The organism is Daejeonella sp. AP26 (assembly GCF_056680515.1).
Map to the genome: position 1 here is coordinate 4,236,180 of NZ_CM155286.1, position 21,568 is coordinate 4,257,747.

Consider the following 21,568-nt stretch of genomic DNA (forward strand, 5'->3'; position numbering starts at 1 on the left):
CAACCTATGGATGAACCACTGGTTTCTGTTGTTATGCCGGCATATAATTCTGAAGGATATATTGCCCAGTCGATTCAAAGTATAATTGATCAGACATATAATAACTGGGAACTGATAATTATCAATGATGGGTCTTCAGATAAAAGTGTTGAGATTGTTAACACATTTAATGATAAGAGAATAAAGCTTTTCCATAATGAAACTAATTGTGGACTTGCAGTAACCCGGAATAAGCTCTTTGACCTGGCCCACGGAGATTTCATTGCCATATTAGATAGCGATGACCTGGCCCGGCCTGACCGTTTAACAAAGCAGGTCAGCTTTCTAACAGCGAATCAGGACTATGGAATGATTGGCAGTTGGATAAGTTTAATAAACAGCGACGGTATTAGTTTGAACAACACAATGAAGTACAAAGCTAAGCCGCACGAAATTCCGGGAATCTTATTCCTTGACAATTATTTTTCGCAATCAGCCATCATGATGCGAAAGACACTTGCAAAAACACTCAATTATAAACTGGAATACCCACCCTGTGAAGATTATGATCTTTGGATAAGAGTCTCAAAAATAACGAAGGTCTGGAACTTGCAGGAATCACTCATTGATTATCGGGTACATAATTCCAACATCTCTAAAACTCAGGCAGATAGAAGAGAGGTTAGTGAAAGGCTGATCTTGAAAAATCAGCTTGATGAGATAGGCCTGAAAGTCACCGAAGATCAATTCTCATTTTACTATCAATGCCTTAAGTGTGGCGCTCCAATCAACTGTTCGATGATTGATGCCTGGAAATGGACCCGCGATTTAATTCATCAGATTAATATCTGTAATGATCCGCAGTTAACCTATTTACCCGGTTATATCAAGATGAAATTCTTAAAGATGTTAGTCAAGAGTATGATCGGTAGAAGAAACATAACTAAAAAAGCAATAGTTTGAACCTGGTAAGTATTATAGTCCCCTGTTATAATTATGGACATTTATTGCCATATACTCTCGATAGCATATTAAGTCAGAGCTATCAGAATTGGGAGGCAGTTATTATCGATGATGGGTCAGCGGATAATACCAGGGAAGTAACTTTAGGCTATCAGCAAAGGGATCACAGGTTTCGATATGTATATCAAACTAATTCAGGCCTGTCTTCAGCAAGAAATACCGGGATTAAGAATGCTCTCGGAGACTTTATTATATTTCTGGATGCTGATGATCTGATATCTAAGGAAAAGATCAAAGCTCACATCGATCATTTCAGCCAGTCTGATGATATTGATATCAGTTATTCTTCTGCATTGTATTTTGCCCATGACCGGCCGCAAGAGTTCTATAAAAGAAGTTCCCTTGATCAGCGACCCTGGATGCCAAAGATATCGGGCAGGGGCTATGAAGCATTGAAGGAGATCGTCAGCGGTAATATAATGCCTGTAAGTTCCCCCTGCATGCGCCGCCGCGTAATCGATCAGCTGGTTGGTTTTGACGAAAGCCTGCCGTGTATGGAAGATTGGGAATATTGGCTCAGATGTGCATTAAACGGTTTTAGCTTTTTTTATCTGGAAGACGAGAATTGCGCGACGTTTATACGGGTCCAAAAACAAAGTCTAAGTAAAAACCTTGTGAGAATGGCTGATAACGAGTCAGGGATCAGAAAATTACTTACCTACTGGCTGAATGGACATCATACTTATCTTATCTCTCCTGAGCAGCTGACGTCTCTGCACACCTTAAATTCGCTTCATGCTTTTAAGGCACAGATGCGGTCGGGTAATTACAACAGTTTTTTGAAATTCTTTAAAAGCTCAATTAATTTATCGACCTCCCAAAAGGTAGAGATAGCAACGGCGGATCTTCTGCGGTTTATACGGTTTAAATTGTCAACACGCTATTTTTCAATTAATTAAAAAAGTGAGAGTATTTTTGAATGCCCGCTGTTGTATCAATCAAATTTCTAATCAAGTGTAGTTTCTCTGATGGTAATAAAGTTCAGTTCCTTGATTTTAATTTTACTATTTCTATCTATTGGTATAAATACCGGAACAGTTTACAATTATCTCTTCTTTGTACTTATAATTCTTTTGACCTTTTTCTACATTGTTAGGAAGGGATCTATATTCAAAGAGCTCTCTTTCGAGGATTCCATCCCTTTAGGTTTCATACTGCTCTGGATATATGGCCTGGTGTTAGGACTACTAAAGGGAAACAGGATTGAATATATAGTGGCCAACAATGCGGGGATGGTCTTGTATTTCCTCTATTACATTATTATACAATATCAAATTCCAAAGAGGTTGATCTTCAAATTATTAGTCTGGTCATCCTTCTCAATTTGCCTGATCACCATTCTTTTATACAGTTTTAATGTACTTGGTATTTCTTCAGGCCCTATCAGTTTATTGCTGGGGGATTTTGTGAGCGGTTCGAGCACAGGTCAGCGAAGGATATATTTTGTGAGCCAGATGACTCTGTACCCGGCCCTCGCTTTATACTTAGCCGTGTTTTTATCATCAAGAAATACGCTTGCCGAAGAATTACGCAGTCATAAAGTTGGTAATAGGTTTTGGGTAATTGCATGTGTTCTAGCGTTCACTTTATGCCTGGTATTTTTTACCGCTTCAAAAGGGTTTATGCTGGGATATATCTTTTTGCTATTTATTTTACCTATAGGCTTGTACAGCAAAGGCTTATCCGAGGGCAGAGTTAACCGGAATATTATCATTTTCCTGGTGTTGATCTTCATTTTAGTTATAACATTGCTTTCGTTTGGGTACTTTAATATTATTACCTCCATCGTTGATAGTGACGACGATGCTAATCTGCTTAGATACGAGCAGTTTGTTTATTTGATTGATGACCTCACATTTTGGGGTAAAGGTTTAGGATCTGTAATTCCCGGGTACTTTAGAAATGAGGACAAGCCTTATGGTTTTGAGCTCTCATATCTTAGTTTGATCCATAAGTTTGGTGTATTTTCAATTGTCGCCATTGCTTTGTATGTTGTGACCATTGTCCGGGCATTAAAGAATTTATTTATCGGCCACCAGGTAATGTACTCTTCCGTCGCAATTGGAGCAATGTGCTATTTGCTGCCTTCGATTGGGAATCCCTTATTATTCGCCCCACAGGCAGTTGTGTTACACTGCCTGGCCATTTACTTACTAAAAAAACGCCTTCATGCATAAGATTTCAGTATGTATAGCTACATATAATGGAGAAAAGTACATCCACGAACAACTTGATTCAATATTAGATCAATTGGGTCCTGCTGACGAGGTTATCATATCCGATGACTCCTCTACAGACGGCACTCTTTCAATAGTCAGGTCCTTCAATGACAAGCGAATTAAGATCTTTGCAAATCAGACCTTCCGTAATCCCATTCTTAACTTTGAAAATGCTTTAAAGCATGCGCAGGGAGACATCATCTTTTTATCCGACCAAGACGATATTTGGGCCGATCAAAAGGTTAAAAAAATGGTTGACGCAATGGCACATGCAGATATGGTTGTCTGCGATTGCTGTTTTATAAATGATGATAATAAGGTAATTCTGGATTCTTATTTTGCACTGGTGAAATCCCGTCCCGGGATTCTGCGGAACCTTCGAAAGAATACTTACTTTGGATGCTGTATGGCATTTAAGAGGCAAATATTAAAGAAAGCCTTGCCATTCCCAAAAGACATTCCAATGCACGACATTTGGCTGGGATTTATAGGTGACCTATTCTATAAACCTGTCTTTTTGAATGAAACGCTAACCAATTACCGTAAGCATGACAATAATGTATCCATTGCTTCTGATGTGATAAGTAATCTCGGTCTGATAACTAAGTTAAAATTCAGGCTGAATATTCTCAAATATGTTCCTGCTCTGATGTTTAGATAAGTATGAAAGTTACTGTAATTACTGTTACCTATAACTCTGAACAATTTATACATCAGTGTATCTCATCTGTATTAGAGCAAACCTACCAGGATGTGGAGTACATCATCATAGATGGTAATTCCAGTGATAGCACTTTGAAGATCGTAAGATCCTTTACCGGTATTCAATATGTTTCCGAACCGGATAACGGCATTTACGATGCTATCAATAAGGGTATTAAAATGGCCACCGGTGATCTCGTTGGCATTCTGAATTCCGACGATTTCTTTAACCATAAAAATGTGCTTGCCCGAATCGTTCAGGAATTCCAGGAAAATGAGCAGCTTGATGCGGTGTTCGCCGACGTCTCTTTCATTGATAGAGTAAACCCGGGCAAAACCTTAAGGTACTACTCCTCCAAATTTTTTAAGCCTTGGATGTTTAAGTTTGGCTTTCAACCTGCGCACCCAACCTTATATGTAAAGAAGGATGTTTTTAATTCTCACGGCCTTTATCGGCCGGACCTGAAAATTGCGGGTGACTTTGAGTTCATGCTGCGAATTTTTCTTAAAGAAAGGATACGTTTCAAATATATCGACGACCTTTGGGTAAAAATGCGGGTGGGCGGAGCCAGTACCTCTGGTGTTCAGAGTTTGGTTTTGCTGAATAAGGAAATTATACGTTCTTGTCGTAGCAATGGTATTTATACAAATCAATTGATGGTGTATTCAAAATATTTAATTAAGTGGTGGGGCTTTATATTCAAAAAATTTGATAAGTAAAATTCTGCTGACTGGAGCAACCGGGTTTGTTGGTACAAATCTGCGGGCTTATTTAGAGGCTGACATTCAAAATATATCCAAACTATGCTTGCGTGGCAAGTGGGATACTGGTATTGCAGAAGATACCGATTGTATAATCCACCTGGCCGGCAAAGCTCACGACCTCAAAAAAACATCTCAGCCGGAAGAATATTACCAGATAAATTTCGAGCTGACCAAACAGCTCTATGATGTTTTCCTCGAATCAGATGCTAAAAAATTCATCTTCATAAGCTCAGTAAAAGCGGTGGCAGACAGGGTAGACGGTGTCTTAACAGAAGATGTAGTTCCAAACCCACAAACTCACTACGGAAAATCCAAACTAATGGCCGAGGAGTACATCCGAAGTCAGCCCTTGCCGGCAGGCAAATCATATTATATTTTAAGGCCCTCTATGATCCATGGCCCGGGTAATAAAGGAAACCTGAACCTCCTTTACCAGTTAGTAGCCAAAGGAATACCATATCCGTTGGCGGCCTTTCATAACCGGCGATCTTTTCTCAGCGTAGAAAATCTATGCTTCATTATCCGGGAGATTCTATTGCGGGATGACATTTCCGGGGGCGTATATCACGTGGCCGACCATGAACCGCTTTCTACTAATGATCTGATAAGAATACTTAGCCAGGCAATTGGCAAAAGCCCGCGACTATTGAAAATCCCGGCATCGTTAATTAAAGCTTTAGCCCAAGTTGGAGATAAGATTCGTCTTCCTTTAACCTCCGAACGCTTGCAGAAGCTCACGGAAAATTATGTTGTAAATACTCAAAAAATTAAATTAGCTTTAAATAAGGACTTACCTTTATCCGCCCGGGATGGAATTTTGTTAACTGCAAGGGCCTTCAAAAATGCTTGATCCGTTAATATATATTCTTTTAGCCGTCGCTTTTTTGCTAATGGAGCTGCTTTACTTCTACATAGCAGACAAGTATAATATAATTGACCACCCGAATGAACGTAGTTCTCACTCAGTTGTTACTTTGCGCGGTGGTGGAATCATTTTCCCGGTAGCAGTTGTTTGTTACGCCTGGTATGCAGGTTTCGAATATCCGAATTTCCTGCTGGGTCTATTGTGTATCAGCTTCATAAGTTTTTGGGATGATGTAAATACTGCATCAAGCAAGCTTCGCATTGTGTTCCACCTTATGGCCGTAACCTTCCTTTTCTTCGAACTGCAGTTGTTTCAGTTTCCAGTATGGATAATCATTGTGGGCTATATCCTGGTTATCGGAACAATAAATGCTTATAATTTCATGGATGGAATCAACGGAATTACCGGGATATATAGTTTGGCGATCGTTTTAACACTCCTTTGGCTAAACCAGTCTATTGAATTTATTAACAGTAATATTTTGATCATCACCTCACTTGCCCTGGTGGTATTCCTGTACTTTAACTTCAGACATAAAGCCCGCTGCTTTGCTGGCGATGTTGGGAGCGTTTCAATGGCCTTTATCGTTATTTTCGCCCTCGTGATGCTCATGCTAAAAACTAACGAGTTTTTGTATGTTTTGCTGCTCGGAGTGTATGGTGTAGATACAGTGCTAACCATCTTCCTCAGGCTATTCAACCGCGAAAACATCTTCGAAGCGCACCGCTCTCATACCTATCAGATATTAAGCAACGAGCGGCGAATCTCACACCGCATCGTAGCCCTTACCTATGCCTTATTACAGGTTGCTGTTAACATCCTGGTGATTTATATCATCCAGCTGAACTACGGTTTGCTTTTTGAAATCGGTTTTGCAATCGCTTTGCTTTTGGCTCTTTCTTTGTTGTACGCAATTGCCAGAACAAAGGATAATTCTTATTCTGTAACTGCATGAGTAAATATTATATTTTTTTTTGCTCCTATTAACGTATTTTTATTCTAATTAAATCAGGATATTTTGTTTAGCCGAATAAATATAGTACCCCGCTGGATTATCTTTTCATTAGATCTGAGTTGCACTGTTTTCTCACTTTGTTTCGCCTACTTTATTCGGTTCAACTTCGATGCTGATCAGATCGCCATGAGCGAGCTGAGCCGTAACCTGCTTATCATGGCGGTCATCAGTTCACTCGTATTTTATAGTATTAAAACCTACGCAGGCATTATCCGCTACACCAGCGCGCAAGACTCCTTTCGTATTCTATTTGCTATAGTTATCAGTAATCTGATCTTTTTTGTGGCTAACCTGATTATGGTGTCCATGGGAAAACATGGGGTGATACCTAATACGGTTTTAATCATCAACGGATTGACATGTTTCTTGCTTCTCATTACGTATCGGGTAATGGTAAAATACTTTTTCATCTATGTCAAAAACCTGAAGATAGACAAAAGAAGGGTTATAATTTATGGAGCCGGGGAGGTAGGTTTGGCAGCCAAGCGGACCCTTGACCATGATCGGAAGGTGAACATGAACGTTGTTGCTTTTATCGACGACGAAGAGCGCAAAAAAGGAAAGGTTATTGACGGCGTGAAGATCTATCATATCACTGAGTTGTCTAACCTTCTGCTGATCGAAAAAATAGACGACCTGATCATTGCCGATCAGGAGTTACTTCCCGAAAAGAAAAACATGATCGTGGATCTTTGTCTCGAACATGATATCAAGACCCTGATCCTTCCACCGGTAGAAAGCTGGATCAATGGCCAGATCAACACCCGCCAGATCCAAAATATCCGCATTGAAGATTTACTGGAACGCGAGGGCATTGTTATACAGAACGATGTGATCAGCGGACAACTTCAGGGCAAACGTGTACTGGTAACAGGGGCTGCAGGTTCCATAGGCAGTGAAATTGTCAGGCAGGTATCCCGATTTCATCCGCAGATGATCATTCTTAATGATCAGTCTGAATCGCCACTGCACGACATGCAACTGGAATTGCAGGAAAACAACATGTCCAATAATTTCCATTCTTTTATTGGCGATGTCCGCGACAGTTGCCGCATGGAGATGCTTTTTAAAACCTTCAAACCACACTACGTTTATCATGCTGCGGCCTATAAGCATGTCCCTTTGATGGAACATAACCCCGCAGAGGCAATTCGTACTAATGTGATGGGTACCAGAATCATTGCTGACCTCGCCGTTAAATATGGCGTTCAGAAGTTTGTAATGATCTCAACAGATAAGGCGGTAAATCCAACCAACGTGATGGGAGCCTCCAAACGTGTGGCAGAAATCTATGTTCAATCCCTATATAACTCCTTTAAAAAACAAAGTGGAGTTACCTATACCAACGGCCTCTCGCATTTAAATGGGAACACAGGTAAAGCAGTAACTAAATTTATTACCACCCGCTTTGGTAACGTACTGGGCTCAAACGGCTCGGTGATACCCCGATTTAAAGCACAGATTCAAAAGGGCGGACCAATAACAGTGACCCACCCCGATATTACCCGTTATTTCATGACCATCCCCGAAGCCTGCCGCCTTGTTCTCGAAGCGGGGTCGATGGGAGAAGGCGGAGAGATCTTTATCTTTGATATGGGGAAATCGGTGAAGATTGTTGAGTTAGCCAAAAAGATGATCCGCTTATCTGGCTTAATTCCAAACCAGGATATTGCCATCGAGTTTTCCGGTCTGCGCCCTGGTGAAAAGCTTTACGAAGAACTACTCAATGACCTCGAAAATACCATCCCTACCCATCACGACAAGATCATGGTCGCCCAGGTGCGGGAGTATGATTTCGAAATGATCGATAAGCATATTGATGAACTGATCAAACTAAGCTGTGAATACAAAGACCTCCAGGTGGTCATCAAGATGAAAGAAATTGTACCTGAGTACAAAAGTAACAACTCTATTTACGAAGAACTGGACGGGAAGACAGCGAGTGTTTAATTAGTAAATTAGCAAATTAGATAGTGGGGTAATTAGTCAATGAGGTATCTGTGGCCCGAGATTTCCATTTGCACATCTGCTAATTTCCAAATTTGCTAATTTGCCCATCTGCATTATTTGCACATTCTTTTTCCGCATCTTTGTCGCCATGGAACTTTTTTGCACCCATTATTTGCGGTCCGCGTACAGGCTTGCGTTATTCATGTGCATTTTATTGACCATCTCAGCCTGCCGGAAAGGTCCGCAGGAGCAGGTAACAGTTTATTCCAACGATTTCGAGAATAGTGATCTCAGTAATATCTCCGGAGGACAGATCACTTCCTACAATAATACCATGGTACTGGGGCGGTATAATAAAGGTGGGTTTGGCCTTCAGCTCTCCCAACTTTCCAAGCATGACCTGGTAGAAATTTCCTTTGATCTTTACATTCATGATTCGTGGGACGGCAACGACAAAAGCCCTGATGGCCCCGATATATGGAAGCTGGAAATAGAAGGCGTTGATTTTATTAGAACCACTTTTTCCAATAAAGAATGCCCTTACCTCTGCTTTCCGCAGTCGTACCCTTTTAATTATTTAAACAGCAACCAGCGAACGAAAACAGGAGCATCTAATCCGGCGCTTCCTGGTGTATGCCTGTGGGCCGACAATCCCCGCGGGACCTCCATGTATAAGATCGTCAAACAGGTGCGCCACAGCGGCTCTACGTTCTCCCTGCGCTGCCTTGACGAGCTGATTCAGAGCAATGTAGTCGAACAGACCTGCGATGAAAGCTGGTCGGTAGATAACCTGGTCATTAAAACCATAAAACTTGATTAACTTGAACCGGCTGATATCAAAACTTTCATTGCTGTTATTCCTGTTTGGCAGTTTGCCTGTTGCGTACAGCCAGTCATTACCCGTAGGCAGCACCATGCTGGAAGACCACTACCGCAGAGCTCAGCTTTCTTCAAAACTGGATTCAAGCATCTCTTTTACCATCCGCCCGCTTGCCAGGGTATCAAATCTGAGTTTTCAGCAACTTAGCTATCCTGATTCCGGGCAAAGGGTAAATAACTTCTTAAACAGTCCTGCAACTATTCCCTGGGTTGATAGTAAGGGAATCACACGTCTGTTGCCACTAGAGGTAAAGGCAAGGATAAATACTGACCATCCTTATGGCTGGAATGATGGTGCTATGATTCCTGCAAAAGGTCTGCAGACGGTGATCAGCGGCGGTGTGTATGTCGAATATGGCCCGCTCAGCGTTCAGCTAAAGCCCGAAGTCGTTCTGGCAAGCAATGATGCCTTTAAGGGGTTCCCTACGAAGCATTACGAAGTTATCTGGGCGCGATATTACGATCATTATAATTACACGGATCTCCCGGAGCGCTTCGGTTCAGATCCTTATGCACAAATATTTTGGGGGCAAAGCAGCGTACGGCTGAACTTTGATCCAATATCGTTCGGCCTGTCCAGCGAAAATCTTTGGTGGGGACCCGGCAAGCGCAATTCCCTGCTCATGAGCAATACCGCCCCGGGCTTTAAACACCTCACCCTAAATACTACCAGACCGGTTAAAACTCCCCTGGGTACCATAGAGGGGCAGTTAGTTGCCGGCCGGTTGGAAGGTTCGGGCTTTGATCCCTTAACTCCCGGACGGGAATTCTTCGGCTCCCCGTTAACACTGGCAAAGCCTGACGACTGGCGGTATCTCTCGGGCCTGGCTTTTACCTGGCAGCCTAAGTGGATTCCGGGTCTTTTCCTCGGGCATACCCGCAGTATGCAGAATTACAGTAGCAATATAGGCAAGGGTATAGGAGAATATCTGCCTGTCTTCGGGGTTTCCGAAAAATCACAGGCCGATGAAGGAGCCAACCGGCGTGATCAATACAGCTCACTTTTCGCCCGCTGGGTGTGGTTTGAAGAGCAGGCAGAGGTTTATTTTGAATATGGCAGAAACAATCATCTCAATACCCCCCGCAACAACTTCCTCGAGCCGGAAAACTCGAGAGCGTATTTATTTGGATTGACTAAATTATTCAATCTCAACCGTCGGCCCGGTGAGAACATTGAAGTGAATCTCGAAGTAACGCAGCTGCAGGGCACCAATCGTGACCGCGTTTTGCACGCCGACTCCTGGTATCTCAATAAGAATATTCGGCATGGTTATACCAATAGGGGCGAAGTGCTCGGCGCCGGTATAGGTCCCGGAGGAAGTCTGCAGTCACTCGATGTAAACTGGATCAAAGGCTTGAAGCGCTTTGGGCTTCAGCTGGAGCGCTATATCCACAACAATGATTTCTATTATTATGCCTATGTTGATTCGAAGGATTGGCGCCGCCACTGGACGGACCTGAGCATCGGCGGGAAAGCCGAGTGGAACCATAAAAACTTTCTTTTTTACAGCAATGTAAAAGCACTCCAGTCGCTAAATTATCAGTGGTACCTGGAGAACACAACGAACGGTGAATATTTCACAAACGGGGAAGACAGATTTAACCTGAACATCGACCTCGGCTTTACTTACCGGTTTTAATCTTTAAGGATGATAACGAGACTATCCAAAATTATCCTGACGACTGTTACATTGCTGCAATCGGTCGCATTCGCTCAAAGCATCCCTACCACCATTCAGCCCGTAGAAGACGCATACCGCCGTGCGCAGCTTGCAGGTCAGCTTGACTCATCCGTATCATTCACCATTCGTCCTTTAACGCAGGGCTTGGCGTTCAGTGATGACAGCAGCAGCAACGAGTTAAACAAATGGACCGCATACACCGGATTAAGATCCGTAGACGGTAAAAGCGGAATCGGCATTTTACCCCTTACCTGGAACCAGCAATATAATTCGAATGTTGCCTATGGCTGGAACGACGGTGCAATGATTCCCGGGCGCGGCTACCAAACCCTGGTGAGTGGGGGGATCTTTGCAAAGCTGGGCTTCTTAAGCATTCAGCTGAAACCTGAATTCGTTTTCGCCGAGAACAAGGATTTCGAGGCTATAGATATTTATAACGGAAAGCCCGACCTGCCGCCTCGCTTCGGAAACTCATCTTATAGCCAGGCATCCTGGGGACAAAGTAATGTCCGCTTAACGTTCGGACCAGTTTCCATGGGCCTGTCAAATGAGAACCTATGGTGGGGGCCCGGCACACGAAACTCATTACTGATGGGTAATAATGCACCTGGCTTCAAACACCTGACGATAAATTCTGTGAAGCCAATTAAAACCTGGATAGGTTCTTTTGAGTTTCAGATGATCAGCGGCCGCCTTGACGGTTCCGGCTTCAGTCCCTTAGAGTCAGACACAACCTATAACGACTGGCGGTACCTGTCGTCATTTTCCATTAGCTATCAGCCGAAAATCGTATCGGGCTTATTCCTGGGTTTAAGCCGCAGTTTCCAGGCTTATAATCAAAGCCTTAATAATTTCAGCGACTACATCCCGCTCTTTGCGCCCTTTCAGAAGGTAAATGCAACGAATGATAGCAACGGTCTCGATAACAAGGATCAGATCATATCAGCTTACGCACGGTGGTTATTCACTAAAGCCAAGGCAGAGGTTTATTTCGAATACGGTATAAATGATCACTCGCATAATTTCAGGGATTTTATCATGTCGCCCGAGCATTCACGCAGTTACCTTTTTGGGCTTCGCAAGTTAGTTGAACTTAACAGGTCGGATGAGATGCTCGAAATAAATGCGGAGATTACCCAGATGTCACAATCAATGGATCGGGTCGTCAGGGACGCCGGAGGATGGTATGAGCATGGCCAGATATTGAGGGGGTTTACTCACAAAGGCCAGGTGCTTGGCGCCGGGACCGGCAGGGGAGGCAACCTGCAGTCATTTGATGTAAGCTGGGTAAAAGGAATCAAGAAGGCAGGCATCCAGTTCGAGCGCTATGTCCACGACGATGATTACTACCAGGCAGTCATCAAAGATTTCAATGGCCAGAGCCGCCGTTGGGTTGACTTCGGCATTGCAGCCGTCGGTACATGGGATTTCAACCATCTGCTATTAAATGCGAAGCTGCAAGGCATCCAATCGCTTAATTACCAGTGGCAGATGAAGAACTTTACACCTGATTCTTACTATATCCCAGAAAATGATCTTTTCAATGTACATGCTGAGCTGGGACTCACGTATCGATTTTAAGAAGATTTCACAGATTCCCCCCCCCCCCGTCATTTCGACGACCCTTCGGAGGAGAAATCCCCCATACGGGCCGTAAACTGAGGCTATTCTCGATACCTACCTCGTCATGTCGACGACCTCTTGGGAGGAGACATCCCCCATACGGGCCGTAAACTGAGGCTATTCTCGATACCTACCTCGTCATGTCGACGACCTCTTGGGAGGAGACATCCCCCATCCGGGCCGTAAACTCAAGCTATTTCCCCAATACCTACCCCGTAATGTCACCACCTGCCAGCTCCGTCATTTCGACGACCCTTCGGAGGAGAAATCTCCCTTACGGGCCGTAAATAATCCCTCCAAAGAAAACCGTGGGTGCACCACAGATTAAGAAGATTTTCACAGATTTTCATCTCATGTCGCCACCCGCTAGTCCCGTCATTCCGACGACTCTTCGGAGGAGAAATCTTCCTTCCGGGCTACTGATTTTCTATAGTCACTAATACACCCGTCATGTCGACGACCCTTCGAGGAGACATCCCCACTCCAGGCCACAAAACTCAATCTATCCCCCAATACCACCCGTCATGTCGACGACCCTTCCGAGGAGACATCTCCCTTCCGGGCCACAAATAATCAACCTTACCAATGAATTCGTAGCCAGCATCATGGTGACGAAGTCTCAAGCTGCTATCCCCTCACCACTCCTTAATCTCTCCCCATAAGTCAACCCATTGTGGATTAGTCGAATTAATCAAAACTTCCTTTTTCTCCCTACGCCATTTCTTGACTTCCTTCTCACGAGCAATAGCTTCTTCAATCGAACCGTACTGTTCATAGTAAATGCAATCCTCCAGGTTATACCTTGCCGTAAGGCTGTCCGGATAAAAATGCTCCCGGTGCTCAGTGATTCGCCTTCTTAAATCCGAAGTCACCCCAATGTACAAGGTAGTCTTCCATTTATTGGTCATAATGTAGATGCAGCCACCTCTTTCCATTATTGAAAATAAGTTAATATTCTGATACCACACCAGTTCCCTCGTCTTTCGACGACCCTTGGAGGAGAAATCCCCCCTCCGGACCGTAATCATTAATCTCACCAATGAATCTATCTTAGCGGTCCTATCGCCCTTCCCCACAGCCCCCCCGTCATTTCGACGACCCCTTGGGAGGAGAAATCCTCCTTACAGGCCGTAATCATCAATCTCACCAATGAATCTGTCTAGCCGCCTTATTGACGACCCCCTGGAAGGATAAATCACCGCACCTCAAAAAACTCCTCTTATTCCTTAATTCCCCTTGATCGATTCCACGACCCTTTTGAGCAAGGGTTTTTGTGGTAAGGTTAAAATATCACGGCCCGTATGGGGGATTTCTCCTCAGAAGGATCGTCGAAATGACGGATAGAAATTTCTGCCTACTACGAAGGTTTGTTGAAATCATGGGTTATGCGGTTCAGGGTTTTTGTGGTAAGGTTCAATATCACGGCCCGTATGGGGGATTTCTCCTCAGAAGGATCGTCGAAATGACGGATAGAAATTTCTGCCTACTACGAAGGTTTGTTGAAATCATGGGTTATGCGGTTCAGGGTTTTTGTGGTAAGGTTCAATATCACGGCCCGTATGGGGGATTTCTCCTCAGAAGGATCGTCGAAATGACGGATAGAAATTTCTGCCTACTACGAAGGTTTGTTGAAATCATGGGTTATGCGGTTCAGGGTTTTTGTGGTAAGGTTCAATATCACGGCCCGTATGGGGGATTTCTCCTCAGAAGGATCGTCGAAATGACGGATAGAAATTTCTGCCTACTACGAAGGTTTGTTGAAATCATGGGTTATGCGGTTCAGGGTTTTTGTGGTAAGGTTCAATATCACGGCCCGTATGGGAGATTTCTCCTCAGAAGGATCGTCGAAATGACGGATAGAGATTTGTGCCTACTACGAAGGTTTGTTGAAATCATGGTTATGCGGTTCAGGTTTTTTGTGGTAAGGTTCAATATCACGGCCCGTATGGGAGATTTCTCCTCAGAAGGATCGTCGAAATGACGGATAGAAATTTGTGCCTACTACGAAGGTTTGTTGAAATCATGGTTATGCGGTTCAGGGTTTTTGTGGTAAGGTTCAATATCACGGCCCGTATGGGGGATTTCTCCTCAGAAGGATCGTCGAAAATGACGGATAGAGATTTGTGCCTACTACGAAGGTTTGTTGAAATCACGGGTTATGCGGTTCAGGGTTTTTGTGGTAGGGTTCAAATATCACGGCCCGTATGGGGGATTTCTCCTCAGAAGGATCGTCGAAATGACGGGTTAAAACAATTGCATCTCCAGAAATCTTTTCGTGCTCGTCATTAATACAAAACAGCCTATCCCCACCGTTAAAACTCCGTTTGGTTTCCTAGGGGTTTGCTAGTACTTTCCTAGTAGTTTCCTAGTAGTTTCCTAGTAGTTTCCTAGTAGTATTCTACAAGGAAACTACTGTGATTCCTTTATGAAATATCAATAGATTTGGGATGATTTAATTCAGTGGGGTTTTGTAGTCCTTTCGTAGAACCCTGGTTGTTGCAGGCATCCAACAAAAATTCATTCTTAAAACCTTGATCTTAACCGCTAAAATATCTTTCGGGATATCCGATGTACAAGAAAACCCGGTATTCTGCGTTTAATTGTGGCATTCTCCTTGCAATAGTTAGGTGAATAGCCTTTAATTAAAAACGTCTGTTATAATAAATCAGCTTAAATACTTATATTCAGTTTGAAATAAATTTAATAGCAGGATAAGTATTTAAAGTATTATAAATGAGTGCCTTATTTCGTAGAAATTTACATCTAAACTTGTTTGCTGGGTATGGATGTAACTTTACCGAAACTTTTTTTACGGTGAGCCGTTAAAGATGGTAGTTGACATAACGACTCTCCTATACACACACATAATAAAACGTTTATGTCTCAGATCTTAAAAGCAGAAATTCAGACCAGTTCTCCTGTTTCAATGATGGGAGTGAAGAATGTGTTTTCTAATCTTTTGTACAGAAAACAATTCATAAACCTTAAAAGGAGTCAACAAGAGATGTTATGCCAGGCTCTGGCGGTTGGAGTAAGTATGGCCATGATCCTGCCGCTTGCAGTGATACTTTATTATGTTATTAATAATTTTCTATAGAACATTAGTAGGGGAATATTTTTAATTGATTGTTATCACGCAATTTCATTTAATCATTAGATACCAGTTTAGTGATAGAATTAAACGCTTTAACGTAAAGTGTTTCTTTACTGTACATTAAGTTAAACTTTCTTAACCTACTTCAATTATTTTAGTACTTTTGCGGCTCGTTTAAGATCTGCATGTATAAATTTGTTCCCTCTGCCTTTTTCTTTATAACTCTCTCTCTTATAATCTCCTTTTCCTCCTGCGTTAGCCGCCAGGACGTTACTTATTTTCAGTCTTCTTCTCTTGAAAACGATAGGGAACAACTGGAAATCGCTACAAAATACGTAGCCACTATCCAGGAAGGGGACATCTTGCAGATCATTGTAAGTAGCCTGAGCCCGGAAGCAAGCGCTATGTTTAATCCTTACTTAGCCGCTCAAAGTGGCGTTAGCCAGAATTCAACTAATAGCATGCCATCTGCTCTCGGATATCTGGTGGATCAGGAGGGTAATATTACCTTACCTCTTGTTGGAAAAGTGCAATTGAAAGGCTTAAACACTACCGGTGCTAATGACCGGATTACTCAGAAGCTCGACAAGTTCTTACAACAGCCTACTGTGAGTCTTCGTATTTTAAACTATAAGGTTTCGGTGATGGGGGAGGTTAACAAGCCTTCAGTTTATACCATACACAATGAGCAGATTACGCTGCCTGAGGCTATCAGCCTGGCCGGTGACCTGACCATCTTCGGCAAGCGCAATAATATTTTGGTGATCCGCGAAGTTGATGGTAAACGTAATTTTGCCCGGGTAGATCTGACCAAACGGGACCTATTCAATTCTCCTTACTATTACCTTCACGCAAATGACGTAGTTTATGTAGAGCCTACCAAGGGTAAGGTAACTTCCAGCGACCGCACCATACAACTGGCACCGATCGCCATCAGCGGCTTGTCATTACTAATTGTTTTAATCACTACGCTAGTTAAGTAGGTTGGGTTGTTCTCTCTAACAATTAACCAACTAACCAACGAACAACTACACACAATGCAGAATGCCCCCTAGGATCCCTTTTTCTTCGCAAAGGAAGAAGAAAGTGACTTCAACCTCAAAGAGCTTTTCTACAAATATCTTTCATACTGGAAATGGTTTCTTTTATCACTCACGATTGCCCTATGTGCGGCTTTTGTATACCTGCGCTATCAGACACCCGTCTATAACATCCACAGCAGTATTCTCATCAAAGATGAAGGAAAAGGATCGGATGCTATGATGAAGGAATTGGATCTGTTCTCATCCAATAAAGTAATTGATAATGAAATAGAGATTCTGAAGTCATATTCCCTATTGGAAAAGGTTGCCAAAAATCTGAACCTGCAGGTCAAGTACTTTACAAGGGAGAATTTTTCGAAAACGGAAGAACTATATTCAGAGAGTCCGGTGGTCCTCCAGTTCAGAGAAGTAAACGAGCTGGCGTTTAAAGAACCCCTTGATCTGCGTATCATTGATTCCGGCAACGCAGAATTGGAAGGAATTAAGTTTCCCATCAACCGGGAAGTGAAAACCGCATATGGTATTTTCACCGTGAAGATGACCGGCAAAAGTCTGGAAATCAAAGAACTAAAGTTAAGAGTAAACCCGGTTGAGGCGGTGACTGAGGAACTTATTGGAAACCTTACCGTAGCCCCCAGCAGTAAAACGTCATCAGTATTATTGTTGAGTATCCTTGATGCCAAACCTAATCGTGGTCGCGATATTTTAAATAAGCTGGTAGAGGTCTATAACATGGCAGGACTGGAGGACAAAAATAAAGTTGCAGCCAATACGCTTCGCTTCATTGAAGACCGCTTGGTGCTGATCTCAAAAGATCTGACTAACGCAGAAAAGACAGTAGAAAACTATAAATCACGTGAAGGTATTACAGACATCAGCGCCGAATCCGGTCTGTTCTTAGCGAGTGTACAGGAGAATGATAAAGCTCTAAGCGAGATTAAAATTCAGCAGATCGTCCTTGAAAATATCGAAAAATACGTCCGGAATAAGGATAATGCTACAGGTACAGTACCGGCTACCCTAGGTATCAGTGATCCTACCTTGCTTGGCCTTATTCAGTCCTTGGGTGAGATGGAATCTCAGCGGGCACAGTCCATAAAAATGGTTAAGGAGGATAATCCTATTGTCGCTGCTTTAGACGATCAGATAACCGGTACCAAGAGAAGTCTTGCGGAAAACCTCTCAACCTTACGTAAAACATTATCCATAACCCGCCAGCAGCTAGAGACCCGCAATAACCAGATGGAAAGCATTATCCGGACGGTTCCAGGTAAAGAACGGGCATTGGTGGATATTACCCGTCAACAGGGAATAAAAAATAACTTGTATGTATATCTTTTACAGAAGCGCGAAGAAACTGCTCTATCTTATGCATCGGCAGTCTCTGACAGCCGAACAATCGATCTGGCCAGGAACAGCGGCATACCCGTTAAACCCGTTAAACGTAATATTTATTTGTTATTCGCCCTTTTGGGTTTAGCTATTCCATTTGGAATTATTTATTTGCTAGATCTTTTAAATGATAAGATCAGTAGCCGCCGCGATATAGAAAAGGCCACTAATGCTCCTATAACGGCTGAAATTTCCTATACAGAACATTACGATGCACTGTTAGTTGGTGGTACAGCCCGAAACATCATGGGTGAACAGATTCGTTCGTTGCGTACGAACCTGTCATTTTTAAACCCTGGTACCGGCGTGCAGAGCATACTCTTCACTTCTAGCATGAGCGGCGAAGGCAAATCGTTCATCTCACTAAATCTTGGTGCCAGTTTAGCGATGACGGAAAAGAAAACCATTATCCTCGAACTGGATTTGCGTAAACCCAAGCTGCATGGAGAGTTGAAGATGCGTAACACAATCGGTTTAAGCAATTACCTTATTGGTAAGGCCACACTGGATGAAATTATCTTCCCTGTTGTCGGGCAGGAAAACTATTTTATAATTACCTGCGGCGATATACCGCCAAACCCTGCGGAGCTTCTTTTAAGCCCTCGGCTTGCGGAACTATATCGCGAACTGAGAGAAATCTTTGATTACATCATTACAGATGCGCCTCCAGTAGGGGTTGTAACAGATGCCCAGATTTTGGAACAGCAGGCTGATGCAACTCTTTTTGTCTTGCGTCATGAGTATACACCGAAGGAACGCCTTAAAGTATTGAATGAGCTATATAAAGAGAAGAAATTCAAGAACCTGAATGTAGTGTTTAATGCTGTAAAACAAGGGGGCAAATATGGATCTGGAAATGGGTATGGCTACTATGAGGCTGCGTCCGATGTTAAAAAGTTGAAACTCTAGGCTATCCCGATCGCATGAGTATAAAGAACAACTACTTATTTAACCTGTTACTTTCTGTTACACAGTTGTTGTTTCCTTTAATTTCATTTCCATACGCTACACGTATTCTGGGCGCAGAAGGCTTAGGATTAACAAATTTTGCAATATCCTTTTGCACATACTTTATCCTTTTCGGTGCTCTTGGCATCCAGGTGTATGGTTCAAGAGAAATAGCAAAATTGAAAAATGATAGTGAAAAAAGAAGTTTATTGTTTACTGAATTGTTTACAATACATCTAACGCTAACACTGATATCGCTAGTTATCTATTTTATTTTGATTTTTTCATTTTCAGAATTCAATACTTATATCAATTTATATTTACTTGGTGGCATTTATATTCTCTCAACGGTTTTCACAATCGAATGGCTTTTTTCGGGCCTTGAACAATTCAAATATATTGCAATAAGGTCAATTGTGATTAGAACATTGTCCATCGTCGCGCTATTTTTATTTGTTAAAGAATCATCAGATTATTTAGTGTATTTCTTCTTAACAGTTGCAACAAGTGTTATTATAGGGTTAATTAATATTATTTACAGCTGTAAATTCGTACGATTTAATTTTGATTTAAAAGGTCTTAATATTATTAGCCATCTAAAACCGCTCACTTTAATTGCCAGTTATACGATCGCCATAAGTATCTATACCTCTATGGGCATCACCTTGTTAGGAACTCTTTCATCTAAAGAATCTGTTGGGTATTTTATAGCGGCTAACAAAATCGTGTTAATTTCCCTTACAGTTTTTAGTTCTTTAAGTACAGTACTCGCACCTAGACTATCTTTTGTAGCTTCTTCTAAAGATATTACGCAATTCACCGAGATTATTCAGAAATCTATTAATTATGTAATTACGTTTGGATTTCCAATTGTGTTTATGATATTCTGTTTGGCTCCGCAAATTGTTTTAGTCTTTGCGGGAAGTAATTACGCGCCAGCTGTATCATGCTTGCGTATTATGAGTAGCCTTACGCTAATTATAGGGTTTGCTCAGATTTTTGGACCTCAGATTTTAATTCCGTTTTCAAAGGATGGGCAAATTCTATCTTCTGTAATTATAGGCGCAATTGTAAGTTTATTGCTAAATTTTATATTAATACCAAAAATTGCTGAAGTTGGAGCATCGATATCATTAGTTATTTCAGAATTAGTCGTCACTGTTGTACTATTTGTATTCGCTAAAAATAAATGCTCTTTCAACTTTGATCAAGTGTTTCTTCATTTATTACTTAGCATTCCCTACCTGTTGATCTATATAATAGTTATAGCGCTAACAGCGAATACTCTTCTTGTTCTTGCATTTTCGATATTTCTATCCCTTGGCTACTTCTATTTATCGCAAACAGTTTTTCTGAGAAATAAGTTAGTTATTGATTCTGTTGGGTCGTTATTAGGTTTCTTTATTAAAAGAGTACATGCTTAAGCCAAAGGTCACCATAATGATTCCTACTTATAACCAGGAGGAATTTATCGCTGAAGCCATCGAGAGTGCGTTAATGCAGGACTATGTCAATTTAGAAGTTGTTGTTTCTGATGATTGTTCGAGTGATAGTACTGCCGAAATTGTTCAACAATATCTTGGAGATCAACGCTTACGATATTTTAAGAACCTAAACAATCTTGGAAGAGTCGGCAATTACCATCAAACATTGTATCGCTATGCAAAAGGGGATTGGGTCGTAAATTTAGATGGGGATGATTACTATACCGATAAATACTTCATCTCACATGCAATTGAAAGTATAACACGGTCTATTCAGAGTGGTGAAAATGTTGTTGCATATTGCGCACAACATACCAACATCAAAAAGATTAAACGAAATGGATATTCTGATGGCGTGATACATGGTAATACATTAATAATCAATGGCATATCGTATTTTAAGCACTATGCAGTAGTTGGCCAGTTTGCGCATATGGCATGTATTTATTCTCGAAAGAGTGCAATGCAATTGGACTTTTACACGAAAGATTATCTAGCAGCTGATTTTCAATCATTTATGAAGTTGGTCTTGACAGGGAGTATTATATTATCAAGCTCAACGCCAGGTAAATGGAGGAAACATGAAAACAATGCTTCTCAAAACAATTTACAGGAAAAATTTAACGAAAACATTGAGGTAATAAAGGACATAGCTGGCTATAGTTCAAATTTTTTAAGCATTGCGGAAACTAATAAATGGTTGGAAATAGCTCATCGCAAAACTGTAGATATATATAATTTTGACACAATTTTCTCATGCAGCACTAAAAGTGAAAGACTTCAAACTCTTTATTCAATGTTCATTTGGAGAAAGCCCTACTTCCGAGCTTTGATTTCTATATTAATTCGCTAATTACCCTGATTTTTTAAAATGTATATGGATCTAATGGTGAAGTTTTTTCTAA

General features: G+C 41.9%; 18 protein-coding genes and 1 pseudogene. 18 read left to right on the forward strand and 1 reads right to left on the reverse strand.

Annotated features, from left to right (window positions below; translation table 11 throughout):
- Positions 1-6 precede the first annotated feature (6 nt).
- The 11 genes from AC1MCB_RS18075 to AC1MCB_RS18125 all read left to right on the forward strand — a co-directional run bounded on the left by AC1MCB_RS18075 (position 7) and on the right by AC1MCB_RS18125 (position 12,660).
- Entirely contained in the window at positions 7-942 is a 936-nt protein-coding gene (locus tag AC1MCB_RS18075; protein ID WP_479966119.1) for a glycosyltransferase family 2 protein, read from the forward strand.
- Positions 939-1,901 (forward strand): glycosyltransferase family 2 protein, encoded by a 963-nt coding sequence (locus AC1MCB_RS18080; protein WP_479966120.1) that lies wholly within the window; start codon positions 939-941, stop codon positions 1,899-1,901. Before AC1MCB_RS18075 ends, AC1MCB_RS18080 begins: the two co-directional genes overlap by 4 nt.
- Positions 1,902-1,991: 90 nt before the next feature.
- Entirely contained in the window at positions 1,992-3,179 is a 1,188-nt protein-coding gene (locus tag AC1MCB_RS18085) for a hypothetical protein (protein ID WP_479966121.1), read from the forward strand.
- Entirely contained in the window at positions 3,172-3,882 is a 711-nt protein-coding gene (locus AC1MCB_RS18090; RefSeq protein ID WP_479966122.1) for a glycosyltransferase family 2 protein, read from the forward strand. The genes AC1MCB_RS18085 and AC1MCB_RS18090 overlap by 8 nt, the downstream gene beginning before the upstream one ends.
- A 2-nt stretch (positions 3,883-3,884) precedes the next feature.
- A complete protein-coding gene (locus tag AC1MCB_RS18095) occupies positions 3,885-4,643 on the forward strand; it encodes a glycosyltransferase family 2 protein (protein WP_479966123.1) in 759 nt (252 codons plus the stop codon).
- Positions 4,633-5,538: an NAD-dependent epimerase/dehydratase family protein gene (locus AC1MCB_RS18100; protein WP_479966124.1), complete on the forward strand. Its 906-nt coding sequence runs from the start codon at positions 4,633-4,635 to the stop codon at positions 5,536-5,538. Before AC1MCB_RS18095 ends, AC1MCB_RS18100 begins: the two co-directional genes overlap by 11 nt.
- Entirely contained in the window at positions 5,531-6,508 is a 978-nt protein-coding gene (locus AC1MCB_RS18105) for an MraY family glycosyltransferase (RefSeq protein ID WP_479966125.1), read from the forward strand. The genes AC1MCB_RS18100 and AC1MCB_RS18105 overlap by 8 nt, the downstream gene beginning before the upstream one ends.
- Before the next feature lie 63 nt (positions 6,509-6,571).
- On the forward strand, positions 6,572-8,518 hold the full coding sequence (locus AC1MCB_RS18110; protein WP_479966126.1) for a polysaccharide biosynthesis protein: 1,947 nt from the start codon (positions 6,572-6,574) through the stop codon (positions 8,516-8,518).
- 202 nt (positions 8,519-8,720) lie between these two features.
- Positions 8,721-9,338, forward strand: coding sequence for a hypothetical protein (locus tag AC1MCB_RS18115; RefSeq protein ID WP_479966127.1), 618 nt, complete (start codon positions 8,721-8,723; stop codon positions 9,336-9,338).
- Position 9,339: 1 nt separating this feature from the next.
- The gene (locus tag AC1MCB_RS18120) at positions 9,340-11,037 is read left to right on the forward strand and encodes a capsule assembly Wzi family protein (protein ID WP_479966128.1); all 1,698 of its coding nucleotides are present in this window, start codon (positions 9,340-9,342) and stop codon (positions 11,035-11,037) included.
- A gap of 9 nt (positions 11,038-11,046) precedes the next feature.
- Positions 11,047-12,660 (forward strand): capsule assembly Wzi family protein, encoded by a 1,614-nt coding sequence (locus tag AC1MCB_RS18125; protein WP_479966129.1) that lies wholly within the window; start codon positions 11,047-11,049, stop codon positions 12,658-12,660.
- A 677-nt stretch (positions 12,661-13,337) separates the two neighbouring features.
- On the opposite strand, the gene AC1MCB_RS18130 is transcribed toward AC1MCB_RS18125, so the two are convergent.
- Positions 13,338-13,730, reverse strand: a complete 393-nt coding sequence (locus AC1MCB_RS18130) for a GIY-YIG nuclease family protein (RefSeq protein WP_479966130.1) — start codon at positions 13,728-13,730, stop codon at positions 13,338-13,340.
- Between the two features lie 305 nt (positions 13,731-14,035).
- On the opposite strand from AC1MCB_RS18130, the gene AC1MCB_RS18135 reads away from it, so the two are divergent.
- The 7 genes and pseudogenes from AC1MCB_RS18135 to AC1MCB_RS18165 all read left to right on the forward strand — a co-directional run bounded on the left by AC1MCB_RS18135 (position 14,036) and on the right by AC1MCB_RS18165 (position 21,516).
- A complete protein-coding gene (locus AC1MCB_RS18135; RefSeq protein ID WP_479966131.1) occupies positions 14,036-14,683 on the forward strand; it encodes a hypothetical protein in 648 nt (215 codons plus the stop codon).
- Between the two features lie 897 nt (positions 14,684-15,580).
- Positions 15,581-15,799: a hypothetical protein gene (locus AC1MCB_RS18140; RefSeq protein WP_479966132.1), complete on the forward strand. Its 219-nt coding sequence runs from the start codon at positions 15,581-15,583 to the stop codon at positions 15,797-15,799.
- Positions 15,800-15,981: 182 nt separating this feature from the next.
- A complete protein-coding gene (locus AC1MCB_RS18145; protein WP_479966133.1) occupies positions 15,982-16,779 on the forward strand; it encodes a polysaccharide biosynthesis/export family protein in 798 nt (265 codons plus the stop codon).
- 165 nt (positions 16,780-16,944) lie between these two features.
- Positions 16,945-17,097: pseudogene (locus AC1MCB_RS18150) on the forward strand (hypothetical protein); the annotation flags it as partial.
- A gap of 474 nt (positions 17,098-17,571) precedes the next feature.
- Positions 17,572-19,140 (forward strand): polysaccharide biosynthesis tyrosine autokinase, encoded by a 1,569-nt coding sequence (locus tag AC1MCB_RS18155; protein WP_479968760.1) that lies wholly within the window; start codon positions 17,572-17,574, stop codon positions 19,138-19,140.
- Positions 19,141-19,154: 14 nt separating this feature from the next.
- Positions 19,155-20,603 carry an oligosaccharide flippase family protein gene (locus AC1MCB_RS18160; protein WP_479966134.1) on the forward strand — a complete coding sequence of 483 codons (1,449 nt, stop codon included), beginning with the start codon at positions 19,155-19,157 and terminating at the stop codon, positions 20,601-20,603.
- A complete protein-coding gene (locus AC1MCB_RS18165; protein ID WP_479966135.1) occupies positions 20,596-21,516 on the forward strand; it encodes a glycosyltransferase family 2 protein in 921 nt (306 codons plus the stop codon). The genes AC1MCB_RS18160 and AC1MCB_RS18165 overlap by 8 nt, the downstream gene beginning before the upstream one ends.
- Positions 21,517-21,568 lie beyond the last annotated feature (52 nt).